This window comes from Piscinibacter sp. HJYY11 (assembly GCF_016735515.1).
GTDB lineage: Bacteria > Pseudomonadota > Gammaproteobacteria > Burkholderiales > Burkholderiaceae_C > Rhizobacter.
Map to the genome: position 1 here is coordinate 4,732,510 of NZ_JAERQZ010000001.1, position 25,578 is coordinate 4,758,087.

Here is a 25,578-nt window from a genome sequence, read left to right on the forward strand (position 1 = left end):
GGGTTCCCGGGAGATGAATACGGCGGGCAGTCTAACCAGATGCGTGCAGCAGATGGTGCTGTGCAGCAGCGGCGGTCAGGCAGGCTGGTAGGCCAGGCGGACGTAGATGGGCGCGAAGGCCTCGGCCTGCGTCACTTCGAGCAGGTGCTCACGGGCCAGTTCCAGCATGGCGATGAAGGTGACGACCAGCACCTGCGGGCCGCGGTTCAGCTCGAACAGGTCTTCGAAGAGCGCAAAACGGCGGCCCTGCAAGCGGCGCAGCACGATGCTCATGTGCTCGCGCACCGAGAGCTGCTCGCGGGTGATGGTGTGGTGCTGGTTGAGCTTGGCGCGTTTGAGGATGTCCTGCCAGGCGGCCCGAAGCTCGTCGACGTTGACGTCGGGGAAGCGGGGAGTGAGTGACTGTTCGATCACCACCTGTGCACGCAGGAAGTCGCGGCCCAGCACCGGCAGCGCATCGAGGCGCGCGGCGGCCAACTTGATCTGCTCGTACTCCAGGAGGCGGCGCACCAGCTCGGCACGCGGGTCTTCCGGCTCTTCGCCTTCGGCCACCTTCTTCGGCGGCAGCAGCATGCGCGACTTGATCTCGATCAGCATCGCCGCCATCAGCAGGTACTCGCTCGCCAGCTCGAGGTTGGTCTTGCGAATCTGGTCGACGTAGGCGAGGTACTGGCGCGTGACGCTGGCCAGCGGGATGTCGAGGATGTTGAAGTTCTGCTTGCGGATCAGGTAGAGCAGCAAGTCGAGCGGGCCTTCGAAGGCTTCGAGGAAGACTTCCAGCGCATCGGGCGGGATGTACAGGTCCTGCGGCAGCTGGAAGAGCGGCTCGCCATACAGGCGCGCCACGGCGATGTGGTCCACCACCTGCGGAACCACTGCCGTCTCGGGCGCCTCGTCGGGCGCCATCACCTCGGAATCCACTCGAGACAACGCGTTCAGCGTTTCGTGTTGTTCTGGTAGACGTACGGCTGCTGCGGCACGCGGGCTTCGCGGTATTCGGCCTGCGCCTCGCGATCCACCGGCTTGTCCCACAGCAGGGCCCGGCCACGGCGCTGCTCTTCCTCGAGCGTGGGGCGCTTGGCCTTCAGTTCATCGATGAACGAGGTGATCTCGGACTTGTACGGCTTCCAGAACAGCGGCATGGCGGTCAGGGCGCCCGGAGGCGCCGGAGTGAAGCCGGGATTTTAAGCGCTCGGGGCGTGCCAACCGGTGCCGGTCAGGCTTCGACCCGCTTGACCTGGCTCGCACGCCGCAGGAAGTCGTTCGGCTGGCCGACCATCCAGCGGGCCAGCTGGTCCAGCAGGTCGGAGCCCACGTCGCGTGCGGGGAACTCGGTCGTCACCGTCTCCAGGCTGTCGAAGTTGTTGAGCTGGAAGCGCACCACGCCCTGGTCATGGTCGGGCAGCAGGCGGGCGATGAAGCTCACGTCGGCCTTGAAGGTGAAGATCACCTCTTCGAGCCGGCCGTTTTCCTGGTTGCGCACCCACTTCGTGTCGGGCGTGATGCCGGCCTGGCGCAGCCGGGCCTCGAGGCGCTCGATTTCCGGCGGAAAATCCTTGCTGAGGGTGATCGTGCGGCCGGTCTTCTGGATCGCATGGATGACCACGTGGTCATGGACCTCCTGGTCGCGCAGCTGCTTGCGGCGTGCGTCGACCTTGAAATCGCTGCGCTTGAGGTTGTCGAGGGCGGTGACCTTGTCGAGCGAAAAGCGCAGCGGCGGCGTGGGTTGCAGCACGTTGAGCTGTTGCGCCAGGTCGAGCCAGTATTGCCACACCGTCTTGCAGGCGCCTTCGACCAACGCGGCATTGCGGGCCAGCAGGGCCAGGTCTTCCGTGCTTTGGGTCTTGAGCGCGTCGGCCTGGCGCTTGAGGTCGTTGAGGAAACTCATGGCGATTCACATTCTCCCAGCGCGGCAGGATAGCTCAGCGGGTGGGTGGAATGGCGCGTGACAGGGCCCCCCCAAGGTGGGTGGTGATGTTGTCGATGCCCAGCGCGGCGTCGAAGCCGGCGCGCCGCACCATTTCGCGCGGCTGCTCGTTCAGATCGCACAGGATGAGGCGGATGCCCTCTCGTTCGAGGGCCTTGTGAAGCTGCATCAGCGCATCGAGGCCGGAGTTGTCGATCGAGACCAGCTGGTGCATCTCCAGCACCACGGCATGGGTGCCGGGCGGCAGCTGCTGCGAGATGGCCTCGACCTTGCCGACTGCGCCGAAGAAGAGCGTGCCGTAGAGGCGGTAGACCTGCACGCCGGGCGGGCTGTCGGTGGCGAGGTCGGCGCGGAAGAGCGTGCTCATGCGGTAGATGAAGAAGCCGCAGGCCATCACCAGGCCGACTTGCACGGCCACCGTGAGGTCGAAGATCACCGTCAGCAGGAAGGTGCCCAGCAACACCGTGCGGTAAGGCACGCTGAAGCGGCGCAGGCGGGCGAACTCGTGCCACTCGCCCATGTTCCACGCGGCGAAGAGCACGATGCCGGCCAGCACGGCCAGCGGCACGTTCATCGCGAGCGGCGCGGCCACCAGCACGATGAGCAGCAGCGTCAGCGAGTGCACGATGCCGGCGACCGGTGTCTTCGCACCGGCGCGGATGCTCGTCACGGTGCGGGCGATGGTGCCGGTGACCGGGATGCCGCCGAAGAAGGGCACGACCATGTTGGCCACGCCCTGGGCCATCAGCTCCTGGTTGGGATCGTGCCGGGGCGGGCCGGTGAGGTTGTCGGCGATGCGGGCACACAGCAGCGACTCCACGCCACCCAGCAGCGCGATGGTGAGCGTGGGGATGACGAGCTCCTTGGCACTTTCCCAGCTGAAGGGCGGCAGCTCGAGTGAGGGCAGGCTCTGCGGGATGCCGCCGAAGCGGGTGCCGATGGTCTCCACCGGCATCTGCAGCCACCAGGCCAGCGCCGACAGCAGCACCAGAGCGATGATGGGCCCCGGCACGCGCGAGGCGCTGCGCAGCGTGCGCCCTTCGAGCAGCGGTGCGGGCAGCAGGGAGCCGGGGGCGAAGAGCCGCGGCCAGAAGAAGAGCATCAGCACCGTCGCAGCGCCGAGCCCGAGCGCATGCAGGTTCAGGGTGTGCAGGTGGGTCGCCAGCGTATGTACCTGCGAGAAGAAGTCGCTGGGCAGCTTGGCAATCGTGAGGCCCAGCAGATCCTTGATCTGCGAGAAGGCGATCAGCACCGCGATGCCGTTGGTGAATCCGATCACGATGGTGACGGGGATGTAGCGCACCAGCACCCCGAGCTTGAAGAAGCCGAGCGCGAACATGAGCATGCCGGCCAAGGCGGTCGCGATCAGCAGGTTGGTGAGGCCGTAGCGCTGCACGATGCCGTAGACGATCACGATGAATGCGCCGGCCGGCCCGCCGATCTGCACGCGCGAGCCCCCGAGCAGCGAGACGAGCAGCCCGCCGATGATGGCCGTGAAGAGACCTTGCTCGGGCTTGACGCCCGACGCAATGGCAAATGCCATGGCCAGCGGCAGGGCGACCACGCCGACGGTGATGCCGGCGCCGAGGTCAGCGAAGAAGTGCCGTCGTTCGTAGCCCTTCAGGGCATCGAGCAGGCGCGGTCGGAATGGGTGCGGTTGCAGGGACATGAGGCCTCCGTGTCAGTGGGGACAGATCGGTCGATCCATCCCCCGGAGGCCCCGCGTGCTGCTTGCGCGCGAGGTAGCGCCGCCGGCGCGACAGCTGGCACACGCGAGGGTCGGCGGCCGGCCAGTGGCACATGGACGCCAGGGCCTCAGCGCACGCGCAGCCCCGGCGTGGCGCCGGGCCAGGGTTCGAGCACGTACAGGCCCGGGTTGTTCTTCTCATCGGCATGCGAGGCCGCAAGAACCATGCCCTCGCTGACGCCGAACTTCATCTTTCGCGGCGCGAGGTTGGCCACCATCACGGTGAACTTGCCTTCGAGCTGCTCAGGCTGGTAGGCACTCTTGATGCCGCTGAAGACGTTGCGTGTCTTGCCCTCGCCCACGTCAAGCGTCAGGCGCAGCAGCTTGTCGGAGCCTTCGACGTGCTCGGCCTTGACGATCCTGGCAATGCGCAGGTCGACCTTGGTGAAGTCGTCGATGCCGATCTCGGGCGCGAGCGCTTCGCCGCCCGGTGCCGGCGCGGCGGCGGGCGCAGGGGCTTCGAAGAGGGCGTCGAGCTGCTTGGGGTCCACACGTTGCATCAGGTGCTTGTACTCGCCGATGGCGTGCGAGCCGAGGGCACGGCCGGCGTCGGCGAACTGAAGCGGCTCCACGCGCAGGAAGGCCTCGACCTGCGCGGCGAGCGCCGGCAGCACCGGCTTCAGGTAGATCGTGAGCACGCGGAAGGCCTCGATGCAGACGGTGCACACGTCGTGCAGCACCTCGTCCTTGCCCAGCTGCTTGGCCAGCTCCCAAGGCTTGTTCTGGTCGACGTATTCGTTGACCCGGTCGGCCAGGAGCATGATCTCGCGCAGCGCCTTGCCGAGCTCGCGCTCGTTGTACAGCTCGACGATCGTGTTGCGGTGCGCACGCAGGCCGTCGAGCAGCGCACGCCCTTCGACGCCGATGTCACCCGACAGGCGCCCGTCGAACCGCTTGGTGATGAACCCGGCCGCGCGGCTCGCGATGTTGATGTACTTGCCGACGAGGTCGCTGTTGACGCGGGCGACGAAGTCCTCGGGGTTGAACTCCACGTCTTCCACGCGGGCGTTGAGCTTGGCCGCGAGGTAGTAGCGCAGCCATTCGGCGTTCATGCCCAGCTGCAGGTACTTGAGCGGCGAGAGCCCGGTGCCGCGGCTCTTGCTCATCTTCTCGCCGCCAAGCGACAGGAAGCCGTGCACGTTGATGTGCGTTGGCGTCTTGCGGCCGCTGAAGTGCAGCATCGCCGGCCAGAACAGGGTGTGGAAGGTGATGATGTCCTTGCCGATGAAGTGCACCTGCTCGACCTTCGGGTCGGCCATGAAGGCCTCGAAGTCGCGGCCGGTTTTGTCGAAGAGGTTCTTCAGCGAGGCGAGGTAGCCCACCGGCGCATCGAGCCACACGTAGAAGTACTTGCCCGGCGCATCGGGGATCTCGATGCCGAAGTAGGGCGCGTCGCGGCTGATGTCCCAGTCGGCCAGGCCCACGTGGCCGTGCTCGTCGACGGTGAACCACTCCTTGATCTTGTTCAGCACCTCGGGCTGCAGGCGGCCGGCGGTGGTCGTCCAGTCCTTCAGGAACTCGATGCAGCGGTCGGACGAGAGCTGGAAGAAGTAGTGCGAGCTGCTCTTGAGCACCGGCGTGGCGCCGCTGAGAGCCGAGTACGGGTTCTTCAGCTCGGTGGGCGAGTACACCGCGCCGCAGACCTCGCAGTTGTCGCCGTACTGGTCCTTCGCGCCGCACTTCGGGCACTCGCCCTTGATGTAGCGGTCGGGCAAGAACATGCTCTTGACCGGATCGAAGAACTGCTCGATCACCCGCTCGGCGATCAGGCCCTGCTTGCGCAGCGCGCGGTAGATGTCCTGCGCGAGCGTGTGGTTCTCGGGGCCGTCGGTCGAGTGCCAGTTGTCGAAGCCGATGTGGAAGCCGTCGAGGTACTGCTTGCGGCCCGCGGCGATCTCGGCCACGAACTGCTGGGGCGTCTTGCCGGCCTTTTCGGCCGCGATCATGATCGGTGCGCCGTGCGCGTCGTCGGCGCAGACGAAATGCACCTCGTTGCCCAGCATGCGCTGCGCCCGCACCCAGATGTCGGCCTGGATGTACTCCATCATGTGCCCGATGTGGAAGGGCGCATTGGCGTAGGGCAGGGCGGTGGTGACGAAGAGCTTGCGGGTCATCGGGGGCCAGGCGGGAGAAGGGCGAAGCGCTTGATTCTAGGCCTGCTCCCTCTGTGGAAGAGGCCCTGCGCTAGACTGGCCTTCGCCCCTTCCTCCTTCTTCCCACACGCCCATGCCTGCCACCGAAGCCGCGATCCTCGACGCGCTGAAATCCGTCATCGACCCCAACACCGGCAAGGACTTCGTCAGCACCAAGCAGATCAAGAACCTGCAGCTGTCGGGCAGCGCGGTGAGCTTCGAGGTGGAGCTGGGCTACCCCGCCAAGAGCCAGATCGAGGGCCTCGCGCATGCGCTGACGCTCGCGGCCCGAGGTGTGGCCGGCATCGACACGGTGACGCCGCGGATCACGACCAAGGTCGTGGCCCACGCGGTGCAGCGCGGCGTGCAGCTGCTGCCGAACGTCAAGAACGTCGTCGCCGTCGCCTCCGGCAAGGGTGGCGTGGGCAAGAGCACGACCGCCGTGAACCTGGCGCTGGCCCTCGCTGCCGAAGGCGCGAGCGTGGGCGTGCTCGATGCCGACATCTACGGCCCGAGCCAGCCCACCATGCTCGGCGTGGAAGGCCGGCCGGAGAGCGCCGACGGCAAGACCATGGAGCCGAAGGAAAACCACGGCGTCCAGGTGATGTCGATCGGCTTCCTCGTCGAGCCCGACAACGCGATGATCTGGCGCGGCCCCATGGCCACCCAGGCGCTCGACCAGCTGCTGCGCCAGACCAACTGGCGCGACCTCGACTACCTGATCGTCGACATGCCCCCAGGCACCGGCGACATCGCCCTGACGCTCGCGCAGCGCGTGCCGCTCACCGGCGCCGTGGTGGTGACCACGCCGCAGGACATCGCGCTGATCGACGCCAAGCGCGGCGTGCGCATGTTCGAGAAGGTGGGCGTGCCCATCCTCGGCCTCGTGGAAAACATGGCCATGCACGTGTGCTCCAACTGCGGTCACGTCGAGCACATCTTCGGTGCCGAGGGCGGCAAGAAGATGGCGGCCGAGTTCAACATCGACTACCTCGGCGCGATGCCGCTGTCGATGGGCATCCGCCAGCAAGCCGATTCGGGCACGCCGACCGTGGTGGCCGAGCCCGACGGCGAGATCGCCAGCCTCTACAAGGCGATGGCGCGCCAGGTGGCGGTGAAGATCGCCCAGCGCTCCAAGGATTTCTCGTCCAAGTTCCCGACTATCACCGTGTCGAAGAACACCTGATCGCCGGGCTCAGGGCACGAAGGGCTCGAAGAGCGGCGGCATCCGGACCTCCACGCCGTCCTGACGGCCACGCTGCTGCAGGTCGGCCATCACCGTGTCGAAGTCGTCGATCAGCCAGGGCGTGGCCTGCAGCGGCTCGCTCAGCGGCAGCATGAAGTCGTCCCAGTGGATGGGAATCACGCGCTTCGCGCCGACAAGCTTCACCGTCTCGGCCCAGTAGGCGCTGCGGTAGGCCTCGTCCTTCCTGCCGAGCGTGCCGGTGCCGAGGAACACGGTCTCGGCGCGCACGCCGGCCAGCGAGCCAGGCACGATGCCGGCGCTGCCTTGCACGAGGAAGCTGCGGCCCGAGGTGTGCGTGACGGAGATGACCCACACCTCGCCCTCGCGCCATCTCGTCACGTGGGCCGGTGGCGTGAGCGGCTCGGTGATCGGCTCCTGGCCGTGGCCGCTGCTGTAGGGCGTGGGGCTGTGGCGGCTGGCGATCAGCCGGAGGGTGAACTTGCCGAGCTGCAGTGTCTCGCCCGGCTTCACGATGCGCATTTGCGCCTCGGCGAGGCCGGCGCCGCGGCCGATCTGCCGCATTGACTCGCCGCCCACCAGCAGCGCGCCGGTGCGCTGCGCGACGAGCGGCGCGTCCATCGCATGGTCGTAGTGCGCATGCACCGGGATCACCGCCGCGAGCTTGCGGACCCCGAGCCGGCGCAGGCTCTCGTCGACGATGGTTGGATCGGGCCCAATCCGGCCGAAGAGCGTCCGCAGCACCGGCGGGCGCGAGAAGAAGCCGTCCGTCATCCAGGCCGTTTCGCCGTCGTCGAACACCAGCGTGGTGACACCCGCGAAGCGCACACGCACCGCGGAAGTGTCGGTCGACGTGGGCAGCGTGAGCGATTGGTAGGGTGCGAGCGAAGGCCGGCGGTTGAACTGCACCACCACGAACACCACCACCAGCAGCAAGGCTGCCAGCAGCACGACGACGAGTCGCTTCAGCAGGCGGCCGATCACCGGTGGGCTGGCGTCGACAGGTCGCGCAGCACGGTCGGGCCGGTGCGGCGCTCGATCTCATCCAGCAGCGGCTTGCCCCAGCCGAGCGCGAACATCGCTTCGCCGGTGACGAACATCGGCCCGACGAGCAGGCCGATCAGGTCGTCGACGAACGCCGGCTTGCGGCCTTCGTAGTAGTGGCCGATGAACTGGATCACCCAGCCCACGACGAAGCTGCCGATGCCCCACGCCAGCCACGCGGCGACGCTGTCGAGCGCGAGGCTGTGCGCGAGCAGGATCAGGATGCCGTTGGTGACGCTCACGCCGGCGCCCAGTGCGAGGTTGCCGCGGGTCAGGTACCACACGGTTGACGCGATCCACAGCAGCCACGCCGGCGTGACCGGGAAGCCGCCCACGCTGAACAACTCGGGCCGCGAGAGCAGCACGCCGATCGAGAACACGATCAGCGGGATGCCGACGAAGTGGGTGGCGATGTTGCGGCGGTCGCGGTGGTACGCGGCGTACTGGACCATCAGCTCGGTGGCGTTGCGCATGGCTGTCTCCATCGGGGTGTTATGGGGGCGATGCTAGTGCTTCTGCATGGCATGCGACTGTCAAAATTCCGACATTCCCATGACACCCGCCAGCACCCCCTTCACCGACGCCCTGCAGGCCGCTTTGCGCACCGATGCATGGTTCGGCAGTTGCCCGCCGGACTTCCAGTCAGCCTTGCTCAACCTCGGCCGGGCGGAGCAACTGCAGGTGGGTGAGCCGCTCTTCAGCCGCGGCGCGTCGGCCGAGGGCCTGTGCTGTGTGACCGCGGGTGCCTTGCGCGTGGGCGCGCTGCAACCCGACGGCAGCGAGACGCTGCTCGGCTACGTGGAGCCCTACCAGTGGTTCGGCGAGATCTCGCTGCTCGATGGCCTGCCGCGCACGCACGATGCGGTGGCCGATGCCGACACCACCGTGTGGCAGGTGCCGCAGGCCGAGCTGCGGGACTGGCTGGATGCGCATCCCGCCCACTGGCAGGATGTCGCGCGGCTTGCCTGCGCCAAGCTGCGCATCGCCTTCACGATGCTCGAAGACATCGCCCACCTGCCGCTGGAGCAGCGCCTGGCCAAGCGCCTGTGGCTGGTGTCGCATGGCAATGGCACGCGGCCCGATGCGCCGCGCCGCCAGCTGCGGCTGCCGCAGGAGCACCTGGCGCTGATGCTGGGCGTGAGCCGGCAAAGCGCCAACAAGGCGCTGCGCGCGCTCGAGGACAAGGGCGTGCTGAAGCTGCGCTACGGCGCGATCGAGCTCGTGGATGTGGCGGCGCTGGCGCGCGCCGGTGGCCTCGCCTGACGCGAGTCCCGCTCAGGCCGGATGGGCCAGGTCGCGCAGGTGGGTGGGGCCGGCACGGCGCTCGATCTCGGCGAGCATCGGCTTGTTCCAGCCCATCGAGAAGAGCGCTTCGGCGGTGACGAACATCGGCCCGACCAACAGGCCGAAGATGTCGTCGACGAAGGCCGGCTTGCGGCCTTCGTAGTAGTGCCCGAGGAACTGCATGGCCCAGCCGATGAAGAAGCTGCCGGCGCCCCAGGCCAGCCAGCTGGCCACGCTGCCTCCGGCCGCACTGTGCGCCAGGGCGACCAGCAGGCCCACCGCCAGGGTGACCGCCACGCTCAGCGTGAACGGACCACGGCGGCTCATGTACCAGGCCCCCGCGATGCAGAACGCGATCCACGCGGCGGTGACATCCAGCCGCGGCAAGGTGAGGTGCAGCCGGGCCAGCAGCACGCCGACGCCAAAGACGATCAGCGGGATGCCCACAAAATGGGTGACGATGTTGCGCTGGTCGCGGTGGTAATGGGCGTACTGCACCAAAAGGTCCAGTGTGCTGCGATGTGCGTTCATGGCTGTCTCCGCGAGGCGGTTTTGGTCACATTCTGGAGCGGGCCGCGGCCCGTGTGAACATGGTAGTTACACAGAGACCGATGGTGTCACGGGAAGGTACGAATGCAGGGCCCGCTTGAGCAAAACCGCACCAACATGAACACATTCCGGCGATGGGCCGCGGCAGCCGTGCGCAGCGTGTTCTTCCGGAAGCCGTCGCTGGAAGGCCTGAGGATCGGGCCGCTCGGGCTGGTGCTCCTGGCCGGGCTGCTGCTGGCCACCAGCGTGGTGGTGCAACGCCTCCACATCCCGGGCCCGGCGCTCTTCTACTGGCAGTCTCTCGGTGGCGGGTGGCTCGGCACGGTGCTTTTCATCCTGGCGTGCTGGATGGCGGCCCGCGGCACGCTGCAAGACGGTGCATCGGTGCTGCTGGCGCTGGTGTGCCTGGTGCAGATGCTGATCTCCTGGCCCTTGTGGGGCGCGTACTTCGTGGCCGAACGCTGGCTGCCGGACGGTCTTCCAGCGGGGGCCGGGGCCATGCAGTACCTGCTCTGGGTTCCGATGGGCTGGACGACCCTTGCCAATGTGGTGCTGCTCGCTCGCCATGCCGAGCGAGGCACCACGCGCGCCGGCGTCGTCCTTGTGGTGGCCGCGGCGGTGGCCGTGAGCCTGTACCTTCCGCGCAGCGGCTTCTGGTACCCCGACATGAGCGCTGCCGCCGACGAGCTCGAAGACAAGCGCCTGCAGCTCAGCCAGGAGGTGCTGGAAGCCCAGTCGGCCAGCGTGGTGTCGACCCTGCAGGCCCTGCAACCCCAGCGCCCCGGCGTGGCCGACGTCTATGCCATCACCTTTGCGCCCTACGCCGGCGAAGAAGTCTTCCGCCGTGAGAGCCGGCTCGTGAGCCAGCTGATGCAGGAGCGCTTCGACGCGCAGGGCCGCACGCTGTCGCTCATCAACCATGCCGAGACCGCACGCGAGCTGCCCTGGGCCACCGGGCTCAACCTGCGCCGCGCCATCCAGCAGGTGGCGAGCCTGATGGACCGCGAGGAAGACATCCTCTTCATCCACCTCACCTCGCACGGCGCCCGCGACGGCCGTCTCGCTGCGCAGTTCGACCCGCTGGAAGTCGACGAGCTCACGCCCGAGAAGCTGCGCGCCTGGCTCGACGAGGCCGGCGTGCGCTGGCGCGTGCTGTCCATCTCGGCGTGTTACTCGGGCTCGTGGCTGCCCGCGCTCGCCGACCCGGGCACGCTCACGATGACCGCGGCCGATGCGACGCACACCTCCTACGGCTGCGGCCGCGGTTCCGAGCTCACCTATTTCGGGCGCGCGATGTATGCCGAGCAGCTGCGCAAGACGCGCTCGTTCGAGGCCGCGCATGCGGCGGCTCGCGAAGTGATCGATCAGCGCGAGAAGGCGGCCCGCAAGACCGACGGCTACTCCAACCCGCAGATCCAGATGGGCGAGGCGATCCGCCCCAGGCTCGCCGAGCTGGAGAAGCGGCTCGATGCTGCGGCGCAGTGAAGCGCCCGGCCGCCTCCCTACAATCGAGCCCCCTTCAGACCCGCGCGAGACCGGCATGAGCATCAAGAGCGACAAGTGGATCCGCCGCATGGCCGAGCAGCACGGCATGATCGAGCCCTTCGAGCCCGGCCAGGTGCGCCACGCGGCCGACGGCCACAAGATCGTCAGCTACGGCACCAGCAGCTACGGCTACGACATCCGCTGCGCGCCCGAATTCAAGGTCTTCACCAACATCCACAGCACGGTCGTCGACCCGAAGAACTTCGACGAGAAGAGCTTCGTCGACATCGAGGCCGACGTCTGCATCATCCCGCCCAACAGCTTCGCGCTCGCGCGCACGGTGGAGTACTTCCGCATCCCGCGCAGCGTGCTCACCATCTGCCTGGGCAAGAGCACCTATGCGCGCTGCGGGATCATCGTCAACGTCACCCCCTTCGAGCCCGAGTGGGAAGGCTACGTGACGCTCGAGTTCAGCAACACCACGCCGCTGCCCGCCAAGATCTACGCGGGCGAAGGCTGCGCGCAGGTGCTCTTCTTCGAGAGCGACGAAGTCTGCGAGACGAGCTACAAGGACCGCGGCGGCAAGTACCAGGGCCAGCGCGGCGTGACCCTCCCCAAGACCTGAGGCCCCGTCTGACAGCCGCCTGAGCCACTTCCCCGTGGCGAATCGGTGGCGCGTCGCTACGATGGCGGCTGGTCCATCTCCGGGAGCTCGCCATGAAGTGGCAAGGCAATCGTGAAAGCGACAACGTCGAAGATGCCCGCGGCGGAGGCGGCGGTGGCGGCTTCTCGTTCGGTGGCGGGCGCAGCATCGGCCTCGGCAGCGTGGCGATCGCGCTCGTGGCAGGCTGGATCTTCGGCATCAACCCGCTCACCATCCTCGGCCTCATGAGCGGTGGCGGCCCGGCCCCGCAGGTGCAGCAGGCGCCCGCCGGCCGCCCGCCGGCCGATGACCAGATGGCACGTTTCGTCTCGGTGGTGCTGGCCGACACCGAAGACGTGTGGCGCGAGCAGTTCAAGCAGATGGGCGCGACCTACCGCGACCCCAAGCTGCGCCTCTTCCGTGGCAGCGAGCCCACCGCCTGCGGCATGGGCCAGTCGGCGATGGGACCGTTCTACTGCCCGGGTGACCAGAAGGTCTACATCGACCTCAGCTTCTACGAGACCATGCGCACGCGGCTCGGCGCGCCGGGTGACTTTGCCCAGGCCTACGTCATCGCGCACGAGGTGGGCCACCACGTGCAAAACCTGCTCGGCATCAGCGGCAAGGTCGACAGCATGCGCGGCCGCATCCCCGAGGCACAGCAGAACGCGCTCTCGGTGCGGCTCGAGTTGCAGGCCGACTGCTTTGCCGGCGTGTGGGCGCACCACGCCAACAACGCCCGCCAGATCCTGGAGCAAGGCGACGTGGAAGAAGCGCTCAACGCCGCCTCGCAGATCGGCGACGACGCGCTGCAGCGCAAGTCGCGCGGCACGGTGCAGCCCGAGACCTTCACCCACGGCACCAGCGCGCAGCGCGTCACCTGGTTCAAGCGCGGCCTGCAGAGCGGCAGCGTGAACCAGTGCAACACCTTCGAGGCGCGGCAGATCTGAAGACGGCGGTCAGCCGCCGACCCAGCGCTCCTCCGACGCCTTGAGGTGCGACCGCATCGCGGCCTGCGCGGTGAGCGGGTCGCGGGCCTCGAGCGCGCGGTAGATCGCCTCGTGCTCCTTGAGCGCGGTGTTCCAGGTGCGGGTGTTCTCGAAGCGCACGCTCAGGTGCGACGAAATCGGGCTGTGGCGTTCGTCGAACAGCTCCGACACCAGCCGCACCATCACCGAGTTGCCGGTCATCTCGGCCAGCGTGATGTGGAACTGCCGGTCGTGCCCGAGCGGCGAAAGCCCCTGCGCAATCTGCCCGCGCATCCCCTCGATGCTCTCGCGCAGGCGCGACAGCGCCTCGGGCGTGACGTGGGCGCAGGCCAGAACCGCCACGTCGCCCTCCACCGCGGCGCGCGCCTGCATGAGCTCGATCGGGCTCTCGCCCATGGCCTCAGTGCTCTTGGCCGGTCGCTCGGGCGGGTTGCACACGTAGACGCCCGAGCCGCTGCGGATCTCGACGCTCAGCTCGATGTCGAGTGCGATCAAGGCCTCGCGCAGCGAAGGTCGCGAGACCCCGAGCTGCTGCGCCAGGTCGCGCTCCGGCGGCAGCTTGCTGCCGGGCTTGAAGACGCCGCGCTGGATCAGGTCGCGGATCTGGTCGGCGATCTGCTGATAGAGGCGCCGAGTCTCGACGGGGCGGAGTTGCGAAGCGGCGGAGAGTGCGGAGGTGGGCACGGCGTGCTTTGAAAGTGGCCTGACCATGATAGCCGACCTCCCGCTCCGGGCGCCTGATCCGTGCAAGGCGAACTTTGGCGGGATACCTATGGAAAGTACCTAAATTCGGCCTTTTTACCTCGTATGGCGGGCTGATTCCAGGCGCCTTTTGGTCAGGCCAGAAGACGAATTTTGGCAAGGTGGCTTTACCAAATCTTGACCGATCACTACGATCGCTTCCCTCCACTCGCCAAGGGGTCCCTTTGTCCGTCCAGCTCGTCCACGACCACCTGTCCGCCCGCCTCGACAGCGGCCGGGCGCAGGTCGCGCCGGCCACCACCGTGTCAGCGACGGGCGAGCTCCTGCGGCTGGAAGGCATCTGCAAGCGCTTCTTCAACGTGGTCGCACTGTCGGGCGTGAGCCTCACGCTCCAGCGGGGCGAGGTCCACGCGGTGTGCGGCGAGAACGGTGCCGGGAAGTCGACGCTGATGAAGATCATCAGCGGCCAGTTCGCGCCCGACGAGGGCACGCTCTCGTACAAGGGGCAGCCGCGGCGCTTCGGCTCGACCCAAGAGGCCCAGGCTGCGGGCATCGCGATGATCCACCAGGAGCTGAACCTGGTGCCGCACCTGTCGGTGGCCGAAAACATCTACCTCGCCCGCGAGCCTCGCCGTGGTTGGTTCATCGACCGGGCCCGGCTCCAGGCCGATTCCACCCGCTGCCTGCAGCGCCTCGGCGTCGACATCGCGCCGCAGGCCATCGTGCGCACGCTCTCGGTGGCGCAGCGCCAGATGGTGGAGATCGCCAAGGCACTCTCGCTCGACGCGGAGCTGCTCATCATGGACGAGCCCACCTCGTCGCTCACCGAAGCCGAGACACGCCAGCTCTTCAAGGTGATCCACGAGCTGCGCCGCGGCGGCGTGGGCATCCTGTACATCTCGCACCGGCTCGACGAGATGCAGGGCGTCGTCGACCGGGTCACCGTGCTGCGCGACGGCCGCTACATCGCCACGCACGACTTCGCCGACACCAGCGTCGACGAGATCGTCGAGCGCATGGTGGGCCGCCCGCTGGACGACAAGTTCCCGCCGGCCACGCGCACGCCCACCGACGAGGTGCTGCTGTCGGTGTCGGGCCTCACGCGCCAGGGCGCCTTCCACGACGTGCGCTTCGAGCTGCGGCGCGGCGAGATCCTCGGCTTCGCCGGCCTGATGGGCGCGGGGCGCACCGAGGTGGCCCGGGCGGTCTTCGGCGCCGACCCGGTCGACGCCGGCAGCGTGAGCCTGCGCGGCCGGGTGCTGTCGATTGCCTCGCCCATCGATGCCATCGCCGAGGGCATCGCCTACCTCTCCGAAGACCGCAAGGCCCACGGCCTCGCGCTCGACATGACCGTCGCGCAGAACGTGACGCTCGCGCGCACCGATGCGGTGGCGGGCCGGCTCGGCTTCATCCGTTTCGCCGAGGAGGCAGCGGTGGCCCAGCGCTACGTCGACACGCTCTCGATCCGCACGCCGTCGGTGCACCAGAAGGTGCGCCATCTCTCCGGTGGCAACCAGCAGAAGGTCGTGCTCGGCAAGTGGCTCTTCCGCGATTCGCAGGTGCTCTTCTTCGACGAGCCCACGCGAGGCATCGACGTGGGCGCCAAGTACGCGATCTACCAGCTGCTCGACGCGCTGGCCGCGCAAGGCATCGGCGTCGTGCTGATCAGCTCCGAGCTGCCCGAGATCCTCGGCATGACCGACCGCGTCGCCGTGTTCCACGAAGGGCGCATCACCGACATCGTCGAGACGCGCCACACCACGCAAGAAGCCCTGATGCACCTGGCCTCGGGGCGTACGTTTCCTGAGCGACCTACCGCATGAACGACCGACAGCAAGACCTCGTCCAGAAGTTCGCCGCGCTCGGCAGCCTGCTCGCGCTCACGCTGGTGTTCTCGATGATCAGCGACGCCTTCTTCACGATGGGCAACGGCCTCACCGTCGCGCTGCAGGTGACGTCCATCGCCTACCTCGGCATCGGCGCCACCTGCGTGATCATCACCGGCGGCATCGACCTCTCGGTGGGATCCATCCTCGCGCTGTCGGGCGTGGTGGCGGCGCTGCTCGTCAAGGCCGGCTGGCCGGTGCCGGTGGGCATGCTCGCGGGCTTGGTGATCGGCGCCGTGTGCGGCCTGGTGAACGGGCTGTGCGTGACGGTGCTCAAGCTCCCGCCCTTCATCGCCACGCTCGGCATGATGCTCGTGGCGCGCGGGATCGCGCTGCAGATCACCGAGGCGCGTGCGATCGGCGGGCTCGGCGAGAGCTTCGCCGCGCTCGGCAACGGCAGCCTCTGGCGCATCGTCAACGTGGGGGCCGATGGCTTCCCTGACGTCGTCTTCCCCGGCATTCCTTACCCGGTGCTGCTGATGATCGTGCTGGCCGTCGCCGTGGCGGTGATGCTCAACCGCAGCACGCTCGGGCGCCATCTCTACGCCGTGGGCTCCAACGCCGAGGCGGCTCGGCTCTCGGGCGTGAACGTGGCCCGCGTCACCGTCTTCGCCTATGTGCTCTCGGGTCTGCTCGCGGGCCTGACCGGCTGCGTGCTGATGTCGCGCCTGGTCACGGCCCAGCCGAGCGAGGGCCTCATGTACGAGCTCGATGCGATCGCCGCCGCGGTGATCGGCGGCACCTCGCTCAGCGGCGGCGTGGGCACCATCAGCGGCACGCTGATCGGCGCCTTCGTGATCGGCATCCTGCGCAACGGTCTGAACATGGGCGGCGTCTCCGCCTTCGTGCAGCAAATCATCATCGGCCTGGTCATCCTGCTCACGGTGTGGATCGACCAGATGCGCCATCGACGATGAACCCCCACCGGGCGGCACAGCCCGGCATTCCACACAGAGTCAAACGTTCATTGAAGCAGAAGGAGACAACATGAGACACGTGATGAAGCATCTGGCGGGTGCGGCGGTGGCCGCCGTCCTTGGCCTGGCGAGTGTTGCCGCGGTGGCGGCCGACAAGGAGATCGCGGTGATCGTGAAGACGACCAACAGCGACTTCTGGCAGAACGTGAAGAAGGGCGCCAACGACGGCGTGGCCGGCATCAAGGGCTACACCACCACCTTCCAAGGCGCGGCGTCCGACACCGACCTCGCGGGCCAGGTAGCGCTGGTGGAGAACGCGGTCAACCGCAAGGTGGCCGGCATCGTGCTCGCCCCGAGCGACCCGGACGCGCTGATCCCGGCGATGAAGAAGGCCTGGGAAGCGAAGATCCCGGTGATCCTGATCGACTCGGCCGCGTCGGATGCCGGCAAGAACTACTACCAGTCGTTCCTGGCGACCGACAACAAGAAGGCCGGCGAGCTGTGCGCGCAGGCGCTCATCGCCAAGATCGGCACCACCGGCAAGATCGCGATCATGTCGTACACCGCCGGCTCCGGCTCCGAGATCGGGCGCGTGGGCGGCTTCAAGGACTACATCGCCAAGCACTCCAAGCTTCAGGTCGTCGGCCCGTTCTATTCCAACTCGCAGATGGGCACGGCGCTCAACCAGACGACCGACGTGCTGGCCGCCAATGCCGACCTGAAAGGCATCTTCGGCGCCAACGAGCCCACCGCCATCGGCATGGGCCGCGCGCTGGTGCAGGCCGGCAAGGCGGGCAAGGTGGTGGCCATCGGCTTCGACGGCAACGCCGACCTTCAGGGCTTCATCAAGGACGGCACGCTGGAGGCCATCGCCGTGCAGAGCGCCTACCAGATGGGCAGCCTGGGCGTGAAGACGGCCGTCGAGGTGGCGCAGGGCAAGAAGGTGCCGAAGTTCCGCGACACCGGTGTCGTGATGGTGACCAAGGCCAACATCGACAAGCCCGAGGCGAAGAACGTCCTTTACTGATCACGCCTCGAGCACGCCCGCCACCGAGACGCGCGCATGAAGCACACCGATCGCCGCAAGCTGCCGCGTGCCGACCTGTCGGTGCCGGTGTTCGGCCTCGGGTGCGCGCAGCTCGGCGGGCTGTTCCAGCCCATGACCGACGCTGGCGCCGGGGAGCTCGTGGACGCGGCGTGGGGCGAAGGGGTGCGCTTCTTCGACACCGCGCCGTACTACGGCTACACGCTGTCGGAACGCCGCCTGGGTGCAGCACTCGCGCGCCGCCCGCGCGAGGACCACCTGCTCAGCACCAAGGTCGGCCGCCTGATGGTCCCCGACGCCAGCGTGCGGCCTGGCGATGATGGCTTCGCAGAGCCCTTGCCCTTCAGGCCGCGCTACGACTACAGCCATGCCGGCGTGATGCGCTCGTTCGAGGACAGCCTGCAGCGCCTCGGCGTGGCCAAGGTCGACATCCTCTTCGTCCACGACATCGGCCGCGTCACCCACGGCGAGCGTCATGCTCACCACTGGGAGCAGCTCACGCGCGGCGGCGGCTTCCGTGCCCTGGAGACGCTGCGCCACGAAGGGCGCATACGGGCCTTCGGCCTGGGCGTGAACGAATGGGAGGTCGTGCACGACGCGCTGCAGGAGGCCGACCTCGACATCAGCATGCTGGCCGGCCGCTACACGCTGCTCGAGCAGCACAGCTTGTCGCCGCTGCTCGCCGAGAGCGCGCGGCGCGGGCATGCCATCGTGGTGGCCGGGCCCTTCAACTCCGGCGTGCTCGCCGGCGGCGGCCACTTCAACTACGGCCGCGCGCCCGCGGGCGTGCTCGAGCGTGTGTCGCGGCTCGAGGCGGTGTGCCGCGAGTTCGAGGTGCCCTTGCCCGCCGCGGCGCTGCAGTTCCCGCTGGCGCACCCGGCCGTGGTGTCGTGCGTCGCGGGCGCGCACGATGCCGCCCAGCTGCGCCAGAACCTCGCCTGGCTGCGCCACCCGGTGCCCGATGCGCTCTGGCTCGCACTGCGCGACCGCGGGCTTCTCGACGAACGCGCGCCCTTGCCGCGCCAAGGCAGCTGACATGCACATCATCGACGCCCACCAGCACTTCTGGCGGCTTGCCGACCGCACCGGCCACTGGCCGCCACCGGCGCTGGCCGAGATCCACCGCGACTTCGGCCCGGAGGACCTGCTGCCCCTGCTCGAGCGCTGCAGGGTGGCTGGCACGGTGCTCGTGCAGTCGCTGCCCACCGTGGCCGACACCGAGCAGCTCCTGCGCATCGCCGACCGGCACGACTTCGTGCGCGGCGTGGTGGGCTGGGTGGACATGAAAGCCCCCGATGCCCCCGCCCAGATCGCCCGGCTGGCCCGGCACCCGCGCCTCAAGGGCCTGCGCCCGATGCTGCAGGACCTGGGCGACGATCGCTGGATCGCCGCCCCCTCGCTCGATGCCGCCGTGGGCGCGATGCTGGAGCACGGCCTGTGCTTCGACGCGCTCGTGCTGCCGCGGCACCTGCGAGCGCTGCTCGAATTCGCGCAGCGCCATCCCGCGCTGCCGATCGTGATCGACCACGCCGCCAAGCCCGTGATTCCGCGGGGCGAGCTCACGGCGTGGCGGCACGACCTCGGCGCACTGGCGGCCCTCACCCAGGTGCATTGCAAGCTCTCGGGCCTGCTCACCGAGGCCGGACCGTTCCCGCACGAGCTGCGCCTGCAGCCGTGGATGGAAGTGGTGTACGGCCTTTTCGGGCCGCAGCGCCTCATCTGGGGCAGCGACTGGCCGGTGCTGCGGCTGGCGGGCAGCTACGAGGGCTGGCTCGCGATGGCCATCCGCTTCTGCGAAGCGCAACCCGGTGCCGACAGCGGCACTCTCGATGCGGTCTTCGGCGGCAACGCACGCCGCGTCTACCGGCTCGGCTGAAGGCACCCCGCATGCAACGCATGGGCATGGTCATCGGCATCGCAGCGGAGCACATCGCCGAGTACAAGCGCCTGCACGCCGGCGTGTGGCCCGGCGTGCTCGAGCGCATTCACCGCTCGCACATCCGCAACTACAGCATCTTCCTGCGCGAGCCGGAGAACCTGCTGTTCGGCTACTGGGAGTACCACGGCCGCGATTTCGAGGCCGACATGGCGGCCATCGCCGCCGACCCCGAGACGCAACGCTGGTGGCGCCTGTGCGGCCCGTGCCAGGTGCCGCTTGCGTCCCGACAACCCGGCGAACACTGGGCCTCGATGGCCTCCGTGTTCCACGTCGACTGAACCGAAGTCCACCAGGAAAGACATGCTGACCGTCATCTGCCAGACCCCTCGCGAGTTGCGCGCCGAAGAGCGCCCGTGCCCCACGCCCGGGCCCGACGAGGTGCTGCTGCGCGTCAAGCGTGTCGGTGTCTGCGGTACCGACCTGCACATCTTCACCGGCCACCAGCCCTACCTCGCCTATCCGCGTGTGATGGGGCATGAGCTGTCGGGCGTCGTGGAGTGGGCGCCCCGTGCGAGCGGCCTGCGCGCCGGCGACCCAGTCTTCGTGATGCCCTACCTCTCGTGCGGCCGTTGCATCGCCTGCCGCCAGGGCAAGACCAACTGCTGCGTCGACATCCAGGTGCTGGGCGTCCACCGAGACGGTGCCTTCACCGAATACCTCTGCGTGCCCGCGGGCTTCGTGCACAAGGCCGACGGCGTGTCGCTCGACCAGGCGGCGATGGTCGAATTCCTCTCGATCGGCGCGCATGCGGTGCGGCGGGGCATGGTGCGTGCGGGCCAGCGGGTGCTGGTGGTCGGTGCCGGGCCCATCGGCATGGCAGCGGCGATCTTCTCCGGCCAGCAGGGCGCCGCGGTGACCGCCCTCGACACGCGCCGCGACCGCCTCGAGTTCTGCGAGCGCCACCTGCAGGTGAGCGCCACGGTACAGATCGGCGAGGACGACGAGGCCCGCCTCTCGGCGCTCACCGATGGCGAGTTCTTCGACGTGGTGTTCGACGCCACCGGCAACGCGCGTGCGATGGAGCGCGGCTTCAAGTTCGTGGCGCACGGCGGCAGCTACGTGATGGTGTCGGTGGTGCGCGATGCGATCACCTTCTCCGACCCCGAATTCCACAAGCGCGAGACCACGCTGCTGGGCAGCCGCAACGCGACGATGGAGGATTTCGAGACCGTGCTCTCTGCGATGCGAGCGGGCCGGGTGCCCACTGATGCGCTGAACACCCACCGCATGCCGCTCGCCCGCGTGCCCGACGATTTCGCCTCGCTGCTCGACCCGGCGCAAGGCGTGGTGAAGGCCATCGTCGAATGCTGAACGATCGCGCCGCGCTGCCGATCCTGCAGTTCGGCACCAGCCGCTTTCTTCAGGCGCACGTCGACCTCTTCGTGTCACAGGCCCTTGCGGAAGGCCGGGCGCTCGGGCCGATCGCCGTGGTGCAGACGACGCGCAGCGCCGAGAGCGCGGCGCGCGTGCGGGCGCTCTCGGCCGGGGGAGGCTACCCGGTGCGCGTGCGTGGCCTGCAGCGCGGCATGCCGGTCGACGTGGAGCTGCGCGGGGAGGCGGTGCACGAGGCGCTCGACGCGGCATCGGCCTGGCCGCGCGTGCGTGAGCTCGCCTGCGGCGCCCAGGTGATCGTCTCCAACACCGGAGACGCCGGCTATGCGCTCGACCCGCTCGACGACGCCCGCCTGCTGCACGAAGCGGCGAGCGTGCCGCGCAGCTTTCCGGCGAAGCTCGTAGTGCTGCTGCATGCGCGCTGGCAGGCCGCGCCGGAGTCGCCGCTGTCGATCTACCCCTGCGAGCTCGTGGCGCGCAACGGCGAGGTGCTGCGCAGCGTGGTACTGCAGCTCGCGCGGGCCTGGTCGGCGCCGGAGGCGTTCATCGCCTACCTCGGGCAGCACTGCTGCTGGGCCAACTCGCTGGTCGACCGCATCGTGTCGGACGCGATCGCGCCGGTGGGCGCGGTCGCCGAGCCCTATGCGCTGTGGGCCATCGAGCGGCAGCCGGGACTGGTGCTGCCGTGCACGCACGAGTCGATATTGCTCACCGACGAGCTGGCGCGCCACGAGCGCCTGAAGCTGCTGCTGCTCAACCTCGGCCACACCTTCCTCGCCGAGCGCTGGCTGCAGGCCGGCCGGCCGCCGGGCTCGACGGTGCTGCAGGCCATGCACGACGAGGCCCAGCGTGCCGAGCTCGAGGCCCTGTGGGCCGAGGAGGTGCTGCCGGTGTTCGAGGCGCTGGGTGAGCGCGAGGCGGCGCTCGACTACCTCGACGCGCTGCGCGACCGGCTGCTCAACCCCTTCCTCGCACACCGCCTGGCCGACATCGCGCAGAACCACGAGCAGAAGAAGCAACGCCGCCTCGCGCCTGCCGTGCAGCTGGCCCGCGAGCTGCGGCTGCCGCTTGCGCAGCGCCGGCTGCGCCTGGCCCTGCACAGCCCGATAACCGCGTGATACACCCCCGACGAGAGGTTTTCCATGAGCACAGCGCCGTCGCCCCTGATCCTGCTGAGCGAAGCCGACAACGTGGCGGTTGCGCGCCACGACATCGCCGCCGGCACGGCGCTCGCGGCGGGCCCGGTGCAGGTGGTGAGCCGCCAGGCGATCCCCTCCGGCCACAAGCTCGCGTTGCGGCGCATCGCCGCGGGCGAGGTCGTGCGCAAGTACGGGCAGGTGATCGGGCTCGCCAGCGAAGACATCGCGCCCGGCGACCACGTGCACGGGCACAACCTCGGCATGGGAGGCGACACGCACGACCACGCGGCCGGCCGCGACTACCGGCGCACGCCGCTGGCCAACCCGCCGGCCACCTTCCAGGGGATCATGCGCCGCGATGGGCGCGTGGGCACGCGCAACTACCTCGGCGTGATCGCGAGCGTCAATTGCTCGGCCACCGTGTGCCGCTACATCGCCGAGGCCTTCAAAGGCGACGCGCTGCGCGACCACCCGAATGTCGACGGCGTGGTCGCCATCACGCACGGCAGCGGCTGCGGCATGAGCGGCGGCGGAGAGGGCATCGAGCTGCTGCGGCGCACGCTGCGCGGCTATGCCGACCATTCCAATTTCGCCGGCGTGCTGGTGGTCGGCCTCGGCTGCGAGGTGAACCAGGTCGCGCCGCTGGTGGAGAGTCTCAACGCGCGCGAGCCGGGCCTGGTCGCCGCGATGACCATCCAGGACGAAGGCGGCACGCGCGAGGCGGTGGCGCAGGGCCAGGCGATGCTGCGCGAGATGCTGCCGCTCGCCAACGCGGTGACCCGCACCGAGGTGTCCGCGAGTCACCTGGTGGTGGGCCTGCAGTGCGGCGGCTCCGATGGCTACTCCGGCATCAGCGCCAACCCGGCGCTCGGCGCGGCGGTCGACCTGCTCGTGGCGAATGGCGGCACCGCCATCCTCTCCGAGACGCCTGAGGTGTACGGCGCCGAACACCTGCTGACCGCGCGTGCCGCCTCGGCCGCGGTGGCCGACCGGCTGATGCAGCGCATCCGCTGGTGGGAGGACTACACCCGGGTGCACCATGGCGACATGAACAACAACCCGTCGCCGGGCAACAAGGCCGGCGGGATCACGACCATCCTCGAGAAGTCGCTCGGTGCGGTGGCCAAGGGTGGCAGCACCGGGCTGATGGCGGTCTACGAATACGCCGAGCCGGTGCGCGAGCGCGGCCTGGTGTTCATGGACACGCCGGGCTACGACCCGGTCTCGGCCACCGGGCAGGTGGCGGGTGGTGCCAACCTCATCTGCTTCACCACCGGTCGCGGCTCCACCTACGGCTGCAAGCCCACCCCTTCGCTCAAGCTCGCCACGAACAACACGCTTTTCAAGCGCATGAGCCTCGACATGGACTTCAACTGCGGCGAGATCGTCGAAGGCCGGCAGACCGTGGCCGAGGCCGGCGCCGCGCTCTTCGCGCTGATGCTCGCCACGGCGTCGGGCCAGCGCACCTGCAGCGAACTGCATGGGATGGGCGACAACGAGTTCGTGCCCTGGCAACTTGGGGCGGTGATGTGAGGCGCTCGTCACCACCCCTTCGCGTGGCCTGTCTGGGCGAGTGCATGGTCGAGCTGCGCGAATCGGCCACGCCGGGGCTGCTCGCACAAGGCATTGCCGGCGACACGTACAACACGGCGGTGTACCTGCGTCGGCTCACCTCGCCCGCCGACTTGCGTGTCGACTGCGCCACCTGCGTGGGCGGCGATCTCTTCGCACCCAGGCTCTTCGAGGCGTGGCGAGCCGAAGGCATCGGCGAATCACTCGTGCGCACCGTGCCGGATCGAAGCACCGGTCTCTACGCGATCCGAACCGATGCGCACGGCGAGCGCCACTTCAGCTACTGGCGAGAGCGCAGCGCCGCGCGGGCTTACTTCGAGGGCGAGCCTTCGCCGCTCGAACAGCAGGCAGGCGAGATCGACGTGCTCTACCTGAGCGGCATCAGCCTCGCGATCATGGGCCCGGAGCTGCCTCCCCGACTTCGCGCGCTGCTGCACGGCCTGCGCTCGCGTGGTGCCCGTATCGTGTTCGACAACAACTACCGGCCGCGCCTGTGGGCCAGCCGAGGCGCTGCGCAGTCGGTGTTTGCGCAGCTCTACGAGATGGCCGACATCGCGCTCGTCACCCTCGAAGACGAGATGGCGCTGCAGGGGCTTGCGTCCGACGAACTCGCCTTGCAACGCACGCTTGACCTGCCTTGCGCCGAGGTGGTGGTCAAGCGTGGCGCACGGCCCACGCTCGTGCGACAGTTGGGCCACACCCCGATCGAGGTGCCGGTGCAGACCGTGTCACGCGTCGTCGACACCACTGCGGCCGGCGACTCGTTCGCGGCGGGCTACCTAGCGAAGCGGGTGATGGGTGAGTCGGCCGTCGCGGCGGCCGAGTGGGGCAATCGGCTGGCCGCCACCGTTATCCAGCATCCTGGCGCCATCGTGCCGCCGGAGGCGATGGCGTGGGCCACACGCCCCGCAGACCCAAGTCCCAATCGCGGCCTGCCTTGAGGCGGACAGTCGATGCACACAACCCCTTCCAGTCGCCTGCAAGGCAAGACGGCCTTCGTCACCGCCGCCGGCCAGGGCATCGGTCGCGCCACCGCCGAAGCCTTCGTGCGTGAAGGTGCGCGCGTGATCGCGGCCGACATCAACGCTGAGCTGCTGGAATCGCTTGCGCGCGACACCGGCTGCGAGATCCGCCGCCTCGACGTGACCGACGCCGCCGCCGTGCGCGACACCGTGGGCGCGCTCGGGCCGCTGCAGGTGCTCTTCAACGGCGCCGGCTACGTGCATGCCGGGACCTTGCTCGAATGCGAAGACGCCGACTGGAACTTCTCCTTCGAGCTCAATGTGCGATCGATGTACCGCGTCATCCGCGCCGCGCTGCCCGCGATGCTCGAGCAGGGTGGCGGCTCCATCGTCAACATGGCCTCGATTGCCGGCCTGAAGGGCGTGCCCAACCGCTTCGCTTACAGCACCACCAAGGCGGCGGTGGTGGGGCTCACCAAGTCGATCGCGGCCGACTTCGTGGGCCGTGGCATCCGCTGCAACGCCATCTGCCCGGGCACGGTGCAGTCGCCTTCGCTGCGCGAGCGCATCAGCGCCCAGGCCCGCGCCAGCGGGCAGAGCGTCGAGCAGGTCGAGGCCGCCTTCGTGGCGCGCCAGCCTGTCGGCCGCATCGGCCGCCCGGAAGAGATCGCTGCGTTGGCGGTCTACCTCGCGAGCGACGAGTCGAGCTTCACCACGGGCACCGCGCTGGTGATCGATGGCGGCTGGTCCAACTGATTTCGTTGAACGCAAACGTCCGTGCCGATCAGCGCCGCTCCAGCGTGCCGAGCCAGTCGCAACGCAGGCGGCCGCGCCGGTGCAGCGAGCGGCGCAGCGCCACGTACAGCGTGGGCGCCAGGAAGAGGACCGCGCAGCCCAGCGCCATGCCCGGCCACCAGAGGATCAGCGCTGCCGGCTCCCCCATCCAGCCGAGCAGCCAGGCGGTGAGCACGCCGTCCCAGGCGTGGTATTCGAGCGGGTTCTCCGGCTTGTGGGCGACTTGCCAGAGCTTGATGTCCTGGAGCTGCTGCAAGGTCATGGCGCTCTCCCGTCGAGGAAGGG

Annotated in this window: 26 protein-coding genes; 16 read left to right on the plus strand and 10 right to left on the minus strand. The window is 68.7% G+C overall.

From position 1 onward, the window contains the following. Positions 1-75: 75 nt before the first annotated feature. The 5 genes from JI745_RS22165 to metG all read right to left on the minus strand — a co-directional run bounded on the left by JI745_RS22165 (position 76) and on the right by metG (position 5,788). Positions 76-906 (minus strand): ScpA family protein, encoded by an 831-nt coding sequence (locus JI745_RS22165; RefSeq protein ID WP_201812734.1) that lies wholly within the window; start codon positions 904-906, stop codon positions 76-78. Between the two features lie 29 nt (positions 907-935). Then, positions 936-1,142 carry a DUF3460 family protein gene (locus JI745_RS22170; protein ID WP_201811924.1) on the minus strand — a complete coding sequence of 69 codons (207 nt, stop codon included), beginning with the start codon at positions 1,140-1,142 and terminating at the stop codon, positions 936-938. Between the two features lie 74 nt (positions 1,143-1,216). After that, positions 1,217-1,888, minus strand: coding sequence for a hypothetical protein (locus JI745_RS22175; RefSeq protein ID WP_201811927.1), 672 nt, complete (start codon positions 1,886-1,888; stop codon positions 1,217-1,219). 34 nt (positions 1,889-1,922) lie between these two features. After that, positions 1,923-3,596, minus strand: a complete 1,674-nt coding sequence (locus JI745_RS22180) for a SulP family inorganic anion transporter (protein WP_201811935.1) — start codon at positions 3,594-3,596, stop codon at positions 1,923-1,925. A gap of 146 nt (positions 3,597-3,742) precedes the next feature. Continuing rightward, a complete protein-coding gene (gene metG / locus JI745_RS22185; protein ID WP_201811943.1) occupies positions 3,743-5,788 on the minus strand; it encodes a methionine--tRNA ligase in 2,046 nt (681 codons plus the stop codon). Positions 5,789-5,900: 112 nt separating this feature from the next. Here metG and apbC point away from each other — a divergent pair, with 112 nt between their 5' ends. After that, the gene (gene apbC, locus JI745_RS22190; RefSeq protein WP_201811945.1) at positions 5,901-6,992 is read left to right on the plus strand and encodes an iron-sulfur cluster carrier protein ApbC; all 1,092 of its coding nucleotides are present in this window, start codon (positions 5,901-5,903) and stop codon (positions 6,990-6,992) included. Positions 6,993-7,001: 9 nt separating this feature from the next. On the opposite strand, the gene JI745_RS22195 is transcribed toward apbC, so the two are convergent. Continuing rightward, positions 7,002-7,994 (minus strand): MBL fold metallo-hydrolase, encoded by a 993-nt coding sequence (locus JI745_RS22195; RefSeq protein ID WP_201811948.1) that lies wholly within the window; start codon positions 7,992-7,994, stop codon positions 7,002-7,004. Continuing rightward, positions 7,991-8,527 (minus strand): DUF962 domain-containing protein, encoded by a 537-nt coding sequence (locus tag JI745_RS22200; RefSeq protein ID WP_201811949.1) that lies wholly within the window; start codon positions 8,525-8,527, stop codon positions 7,991-7,993. Before JI745_RS22200 ends, JI745_RS22195 begins: the two co-directional genes overlap by 4 nt. Positions 8,528-8,606: 79 nt before the next feature. Between JI745_RS22200 and JI745_RS22205 the strand changes: the two genes are divergently transcribed. Beyond that, positions 8,607-9,317, plus strand: coding sequence for a Crp/Fnr family transcriptional regulator (locus tag JI745_RS22205; RefSeq protein WP_201811951.1), 711 nt, complete (start codon positions 8,607-8,609; stop codon positions 9,315-9,317). A 12-nt stretch (positions 9,318-9,329) separates the two neighbouring features. On the opposite strand, the gene JI745_RS22210 is transcribed toward JI745_RS22205, so the two are convergent. Continuing rightward, positions 9,330-9,869 (minus strand): DUF962 domain-containing protein, encoded by a 540-nt coding sequence (locus tag JI745_RS22210; RefSeq protein WP_201811953.1) that lies wholly within the window; start codon positions 9,867-9,869, stop codon positions 9,330-9,332. 135 nt (positions 9,870-10,004) lie between these two features. Between JI745_RS22210 and JI745_RS22215 the strand changes: the two genes are divergently transcribed. The 3 genes from JI745_RS22215 (at position 10,005) to JI745_RS22225 (ending at position 12,965) form a co-directional block, all read left to right on the plus strand. Further along, a complete protein-coding gene (locus JI745_RS22215) occupies positions 10,005-11,372 on the plus strand; it encodes a C13 family peptidase (protein WP_236675095.1) in 1,368 nt (455 codons plus the stop codon). Positions 11,373-11,427: 55 nt separating this feature from the next. After that, positions 11,428-11,997, plus strand: coding sequence for a dCTP deaminase (gene dcd, locus JI745_RS22220; protein WP_201811957.1), 570 nt, complete (start codon positions 11,428-11,430; stop codon positions 11,995-11,997). A gap of 92 nt (positions 11,998-12,089) precedes the next feature. Continuing rightward, complete coding sequence (locus JI745_RS22225) at positions 12,090-12,965, plus strand: neutral zinc metallopeptidase (protein ID WP_201811959.1); 876 nt, start codon at positions 12,090-12,092, stop codon at positions 12,963-12,965. Between the two features lie 9 nt (positions 12,966-12,974). On the opposite strand, the gene JI745_RS22230 is transcribed toward JI745_RS22225, so the two are convergent. Beyond that, positions 12,975-13,688, minus strand: a complete 714-nt coding sequence (locus JI745_RS22230; protein ID WP_310738732.1) for a FadR/GntR family transcriptional regulator — start codon at positions 13,686-13,688, stop codon at positions 12,975-12,977. Between the two features lie 320 nt (positions 13,689-14,008). On the opposite strand from JI745_RS22230, the gene JI745_RS22235 reads away from it, so the two are divergent. From JI745_RS22235 to JI745_RS22285, 11 genes are all read left to right on the plus strand, one after another. After that, a complete protein-coding gene (locus JI745_RS22235; protein WP_201812735.1) occupies positions 14,009-15,529 on the plus strand; it encodes a sugar ABC transporter ATP-binding protein in 1,521 nt (506 codons plus the stop codon). Further along, entirely contained in the window at positions 15,526-16,509 is a 984-nt protein-coding gene (locus JI745_RS22240; RefSeq protein WP_201811963.1) for an ABC transporter permease, read from the plus strand. The genes JI745_RS22235 and JI745_RS22240 overlap by 4 nt, the downstream gene beginning before the upstream one ends. Before the next feature lie 82 nt (positions 16,510-16,591). After that, complete coding sequence (locus JI745_RS22245; RefSeq protein WP_201812736.1) at positions 16,592-17,536, plus strand: ABC transporter substrate-binding protein; 945 nt, start codon at positions 16,592-16,594, stop codon at positions 17,534-17,536. Positions 17,537-17,572: 36 nt separating this feature from the next. Further along, positions 17,573-18,589 carry an aldo/keto reductase gene (locus JI745_RS22250; RefSeq protein WP_201811965.1) on the plus strand — a complete coding sequence of 339 codons (1,017 nt, stop codon included), beginning with the start codon at positions 17,573-17,575 and terminating at the stop codon, positions 18,587-18,589. A 1-nt stretch (position 18,590) separates the two neighbouring features. Further along, positions 18,591-19,430 (plus strand): amidohydrolase, encoded by an 840-nt coding sequence (locus tag JI745_RS22255; RefSeq protein WP_201811967.1) that lies wholly within the window; start codon positions 18,591-18,593, stop codon positions 19,428-19,430. Positions 19,431-19,441: 11 nt separating this feature from the next. Beyond that, positions 19,442-19,771 (plus strand): L-rhamnose mutarotase, encoded by a 330-nt coding sequence (locus JI745_RS22260; protein ID WP_201811969.1) that lies wholly within the window; start codon positions 19,442-19,444, stop codon positions 19,769-19,771. Positions 19,772-19,793: 22 nt separating this feature from the next. Continuing rightward, entirely contained in the window at positions 19,794-20,804 is a 1,011-nt protein-coding gene (locus JI745_RS22265) for a zinc-binding alcohol dehydrogenase family protein (RefSeq protein WP_201811972.1), read from the plus strand. Next, positions 20,798-21,943 carry a mannitol dehydrogenase family protein gene (locus JI745_RS22270; protein ID WP_201811974.1) on the plus strand — a complete coding sequence of 382 codons (1,146 nt, stop codon included), beginning with the start codon at positions 20,798-20,800 and terminating at the stop codon, positions 21,941-21,943. Before JI745_RS22265 ends, JI745_RS22270 begins: the two co-directional genes overlap by 7 nt. A 24-nt stretch (positions 21,944-21,967) precedes the next feature. After that, the gene (locus JI745_RS22275; RefSeq protein WP_201811976.1) at positions 21,968-23,497 is read left to right on the plus strand and encodes a UxaA family hydrolase; all 1,530 of its coding nucleotides are present in this window, start codon (positions 21,968-21,970) and stop codon (positions 23,495-23,497) included. A gap of 23 nt (positions 23,498-23,520) precedes the next feature. Continuing rightward, positions 23,521-24,477, plus strand: coding sequence for a sugar kinase (locus JI745_RS22280; RefSeq protein ID WP_310738733.1), 957 nt, complete (start codon positions 23,521-23,523; stop codon positions 24,475-24,477). Positions 24,478-24,489: 12 nt separating this feature from the next. Continuing rightward, on the plus strand, positions 24,490-25,254 hold the full coding sequence (locus tag JI745_RS22285) for an SDR family oxidoreductase (protein ID WP_201811980.1): 765 nt from the start codon (positions 24,490-24,492) through the stop codon (positions 25,252-25,254). A gap of 28 nt (positions 25,255-25,282) precedes the next feature. Here the strand turns inward: JI745_RS22285 and JI745_RS22290 are convergent, their stop codons facing one another. Continuing rightward, positions 25,283-25,555, minus strand: a complete 273-nt coding sequence (locus JI745_RS22290) for a hypothetical protein (RefSeq protein ID WP_201811982.1) — start codon at positions 25,553-25,555, stop codon at positions 25,283-25,285. Between the last annotated feature and the right edge of the window lie 23 nt (positions 25,556-25,578).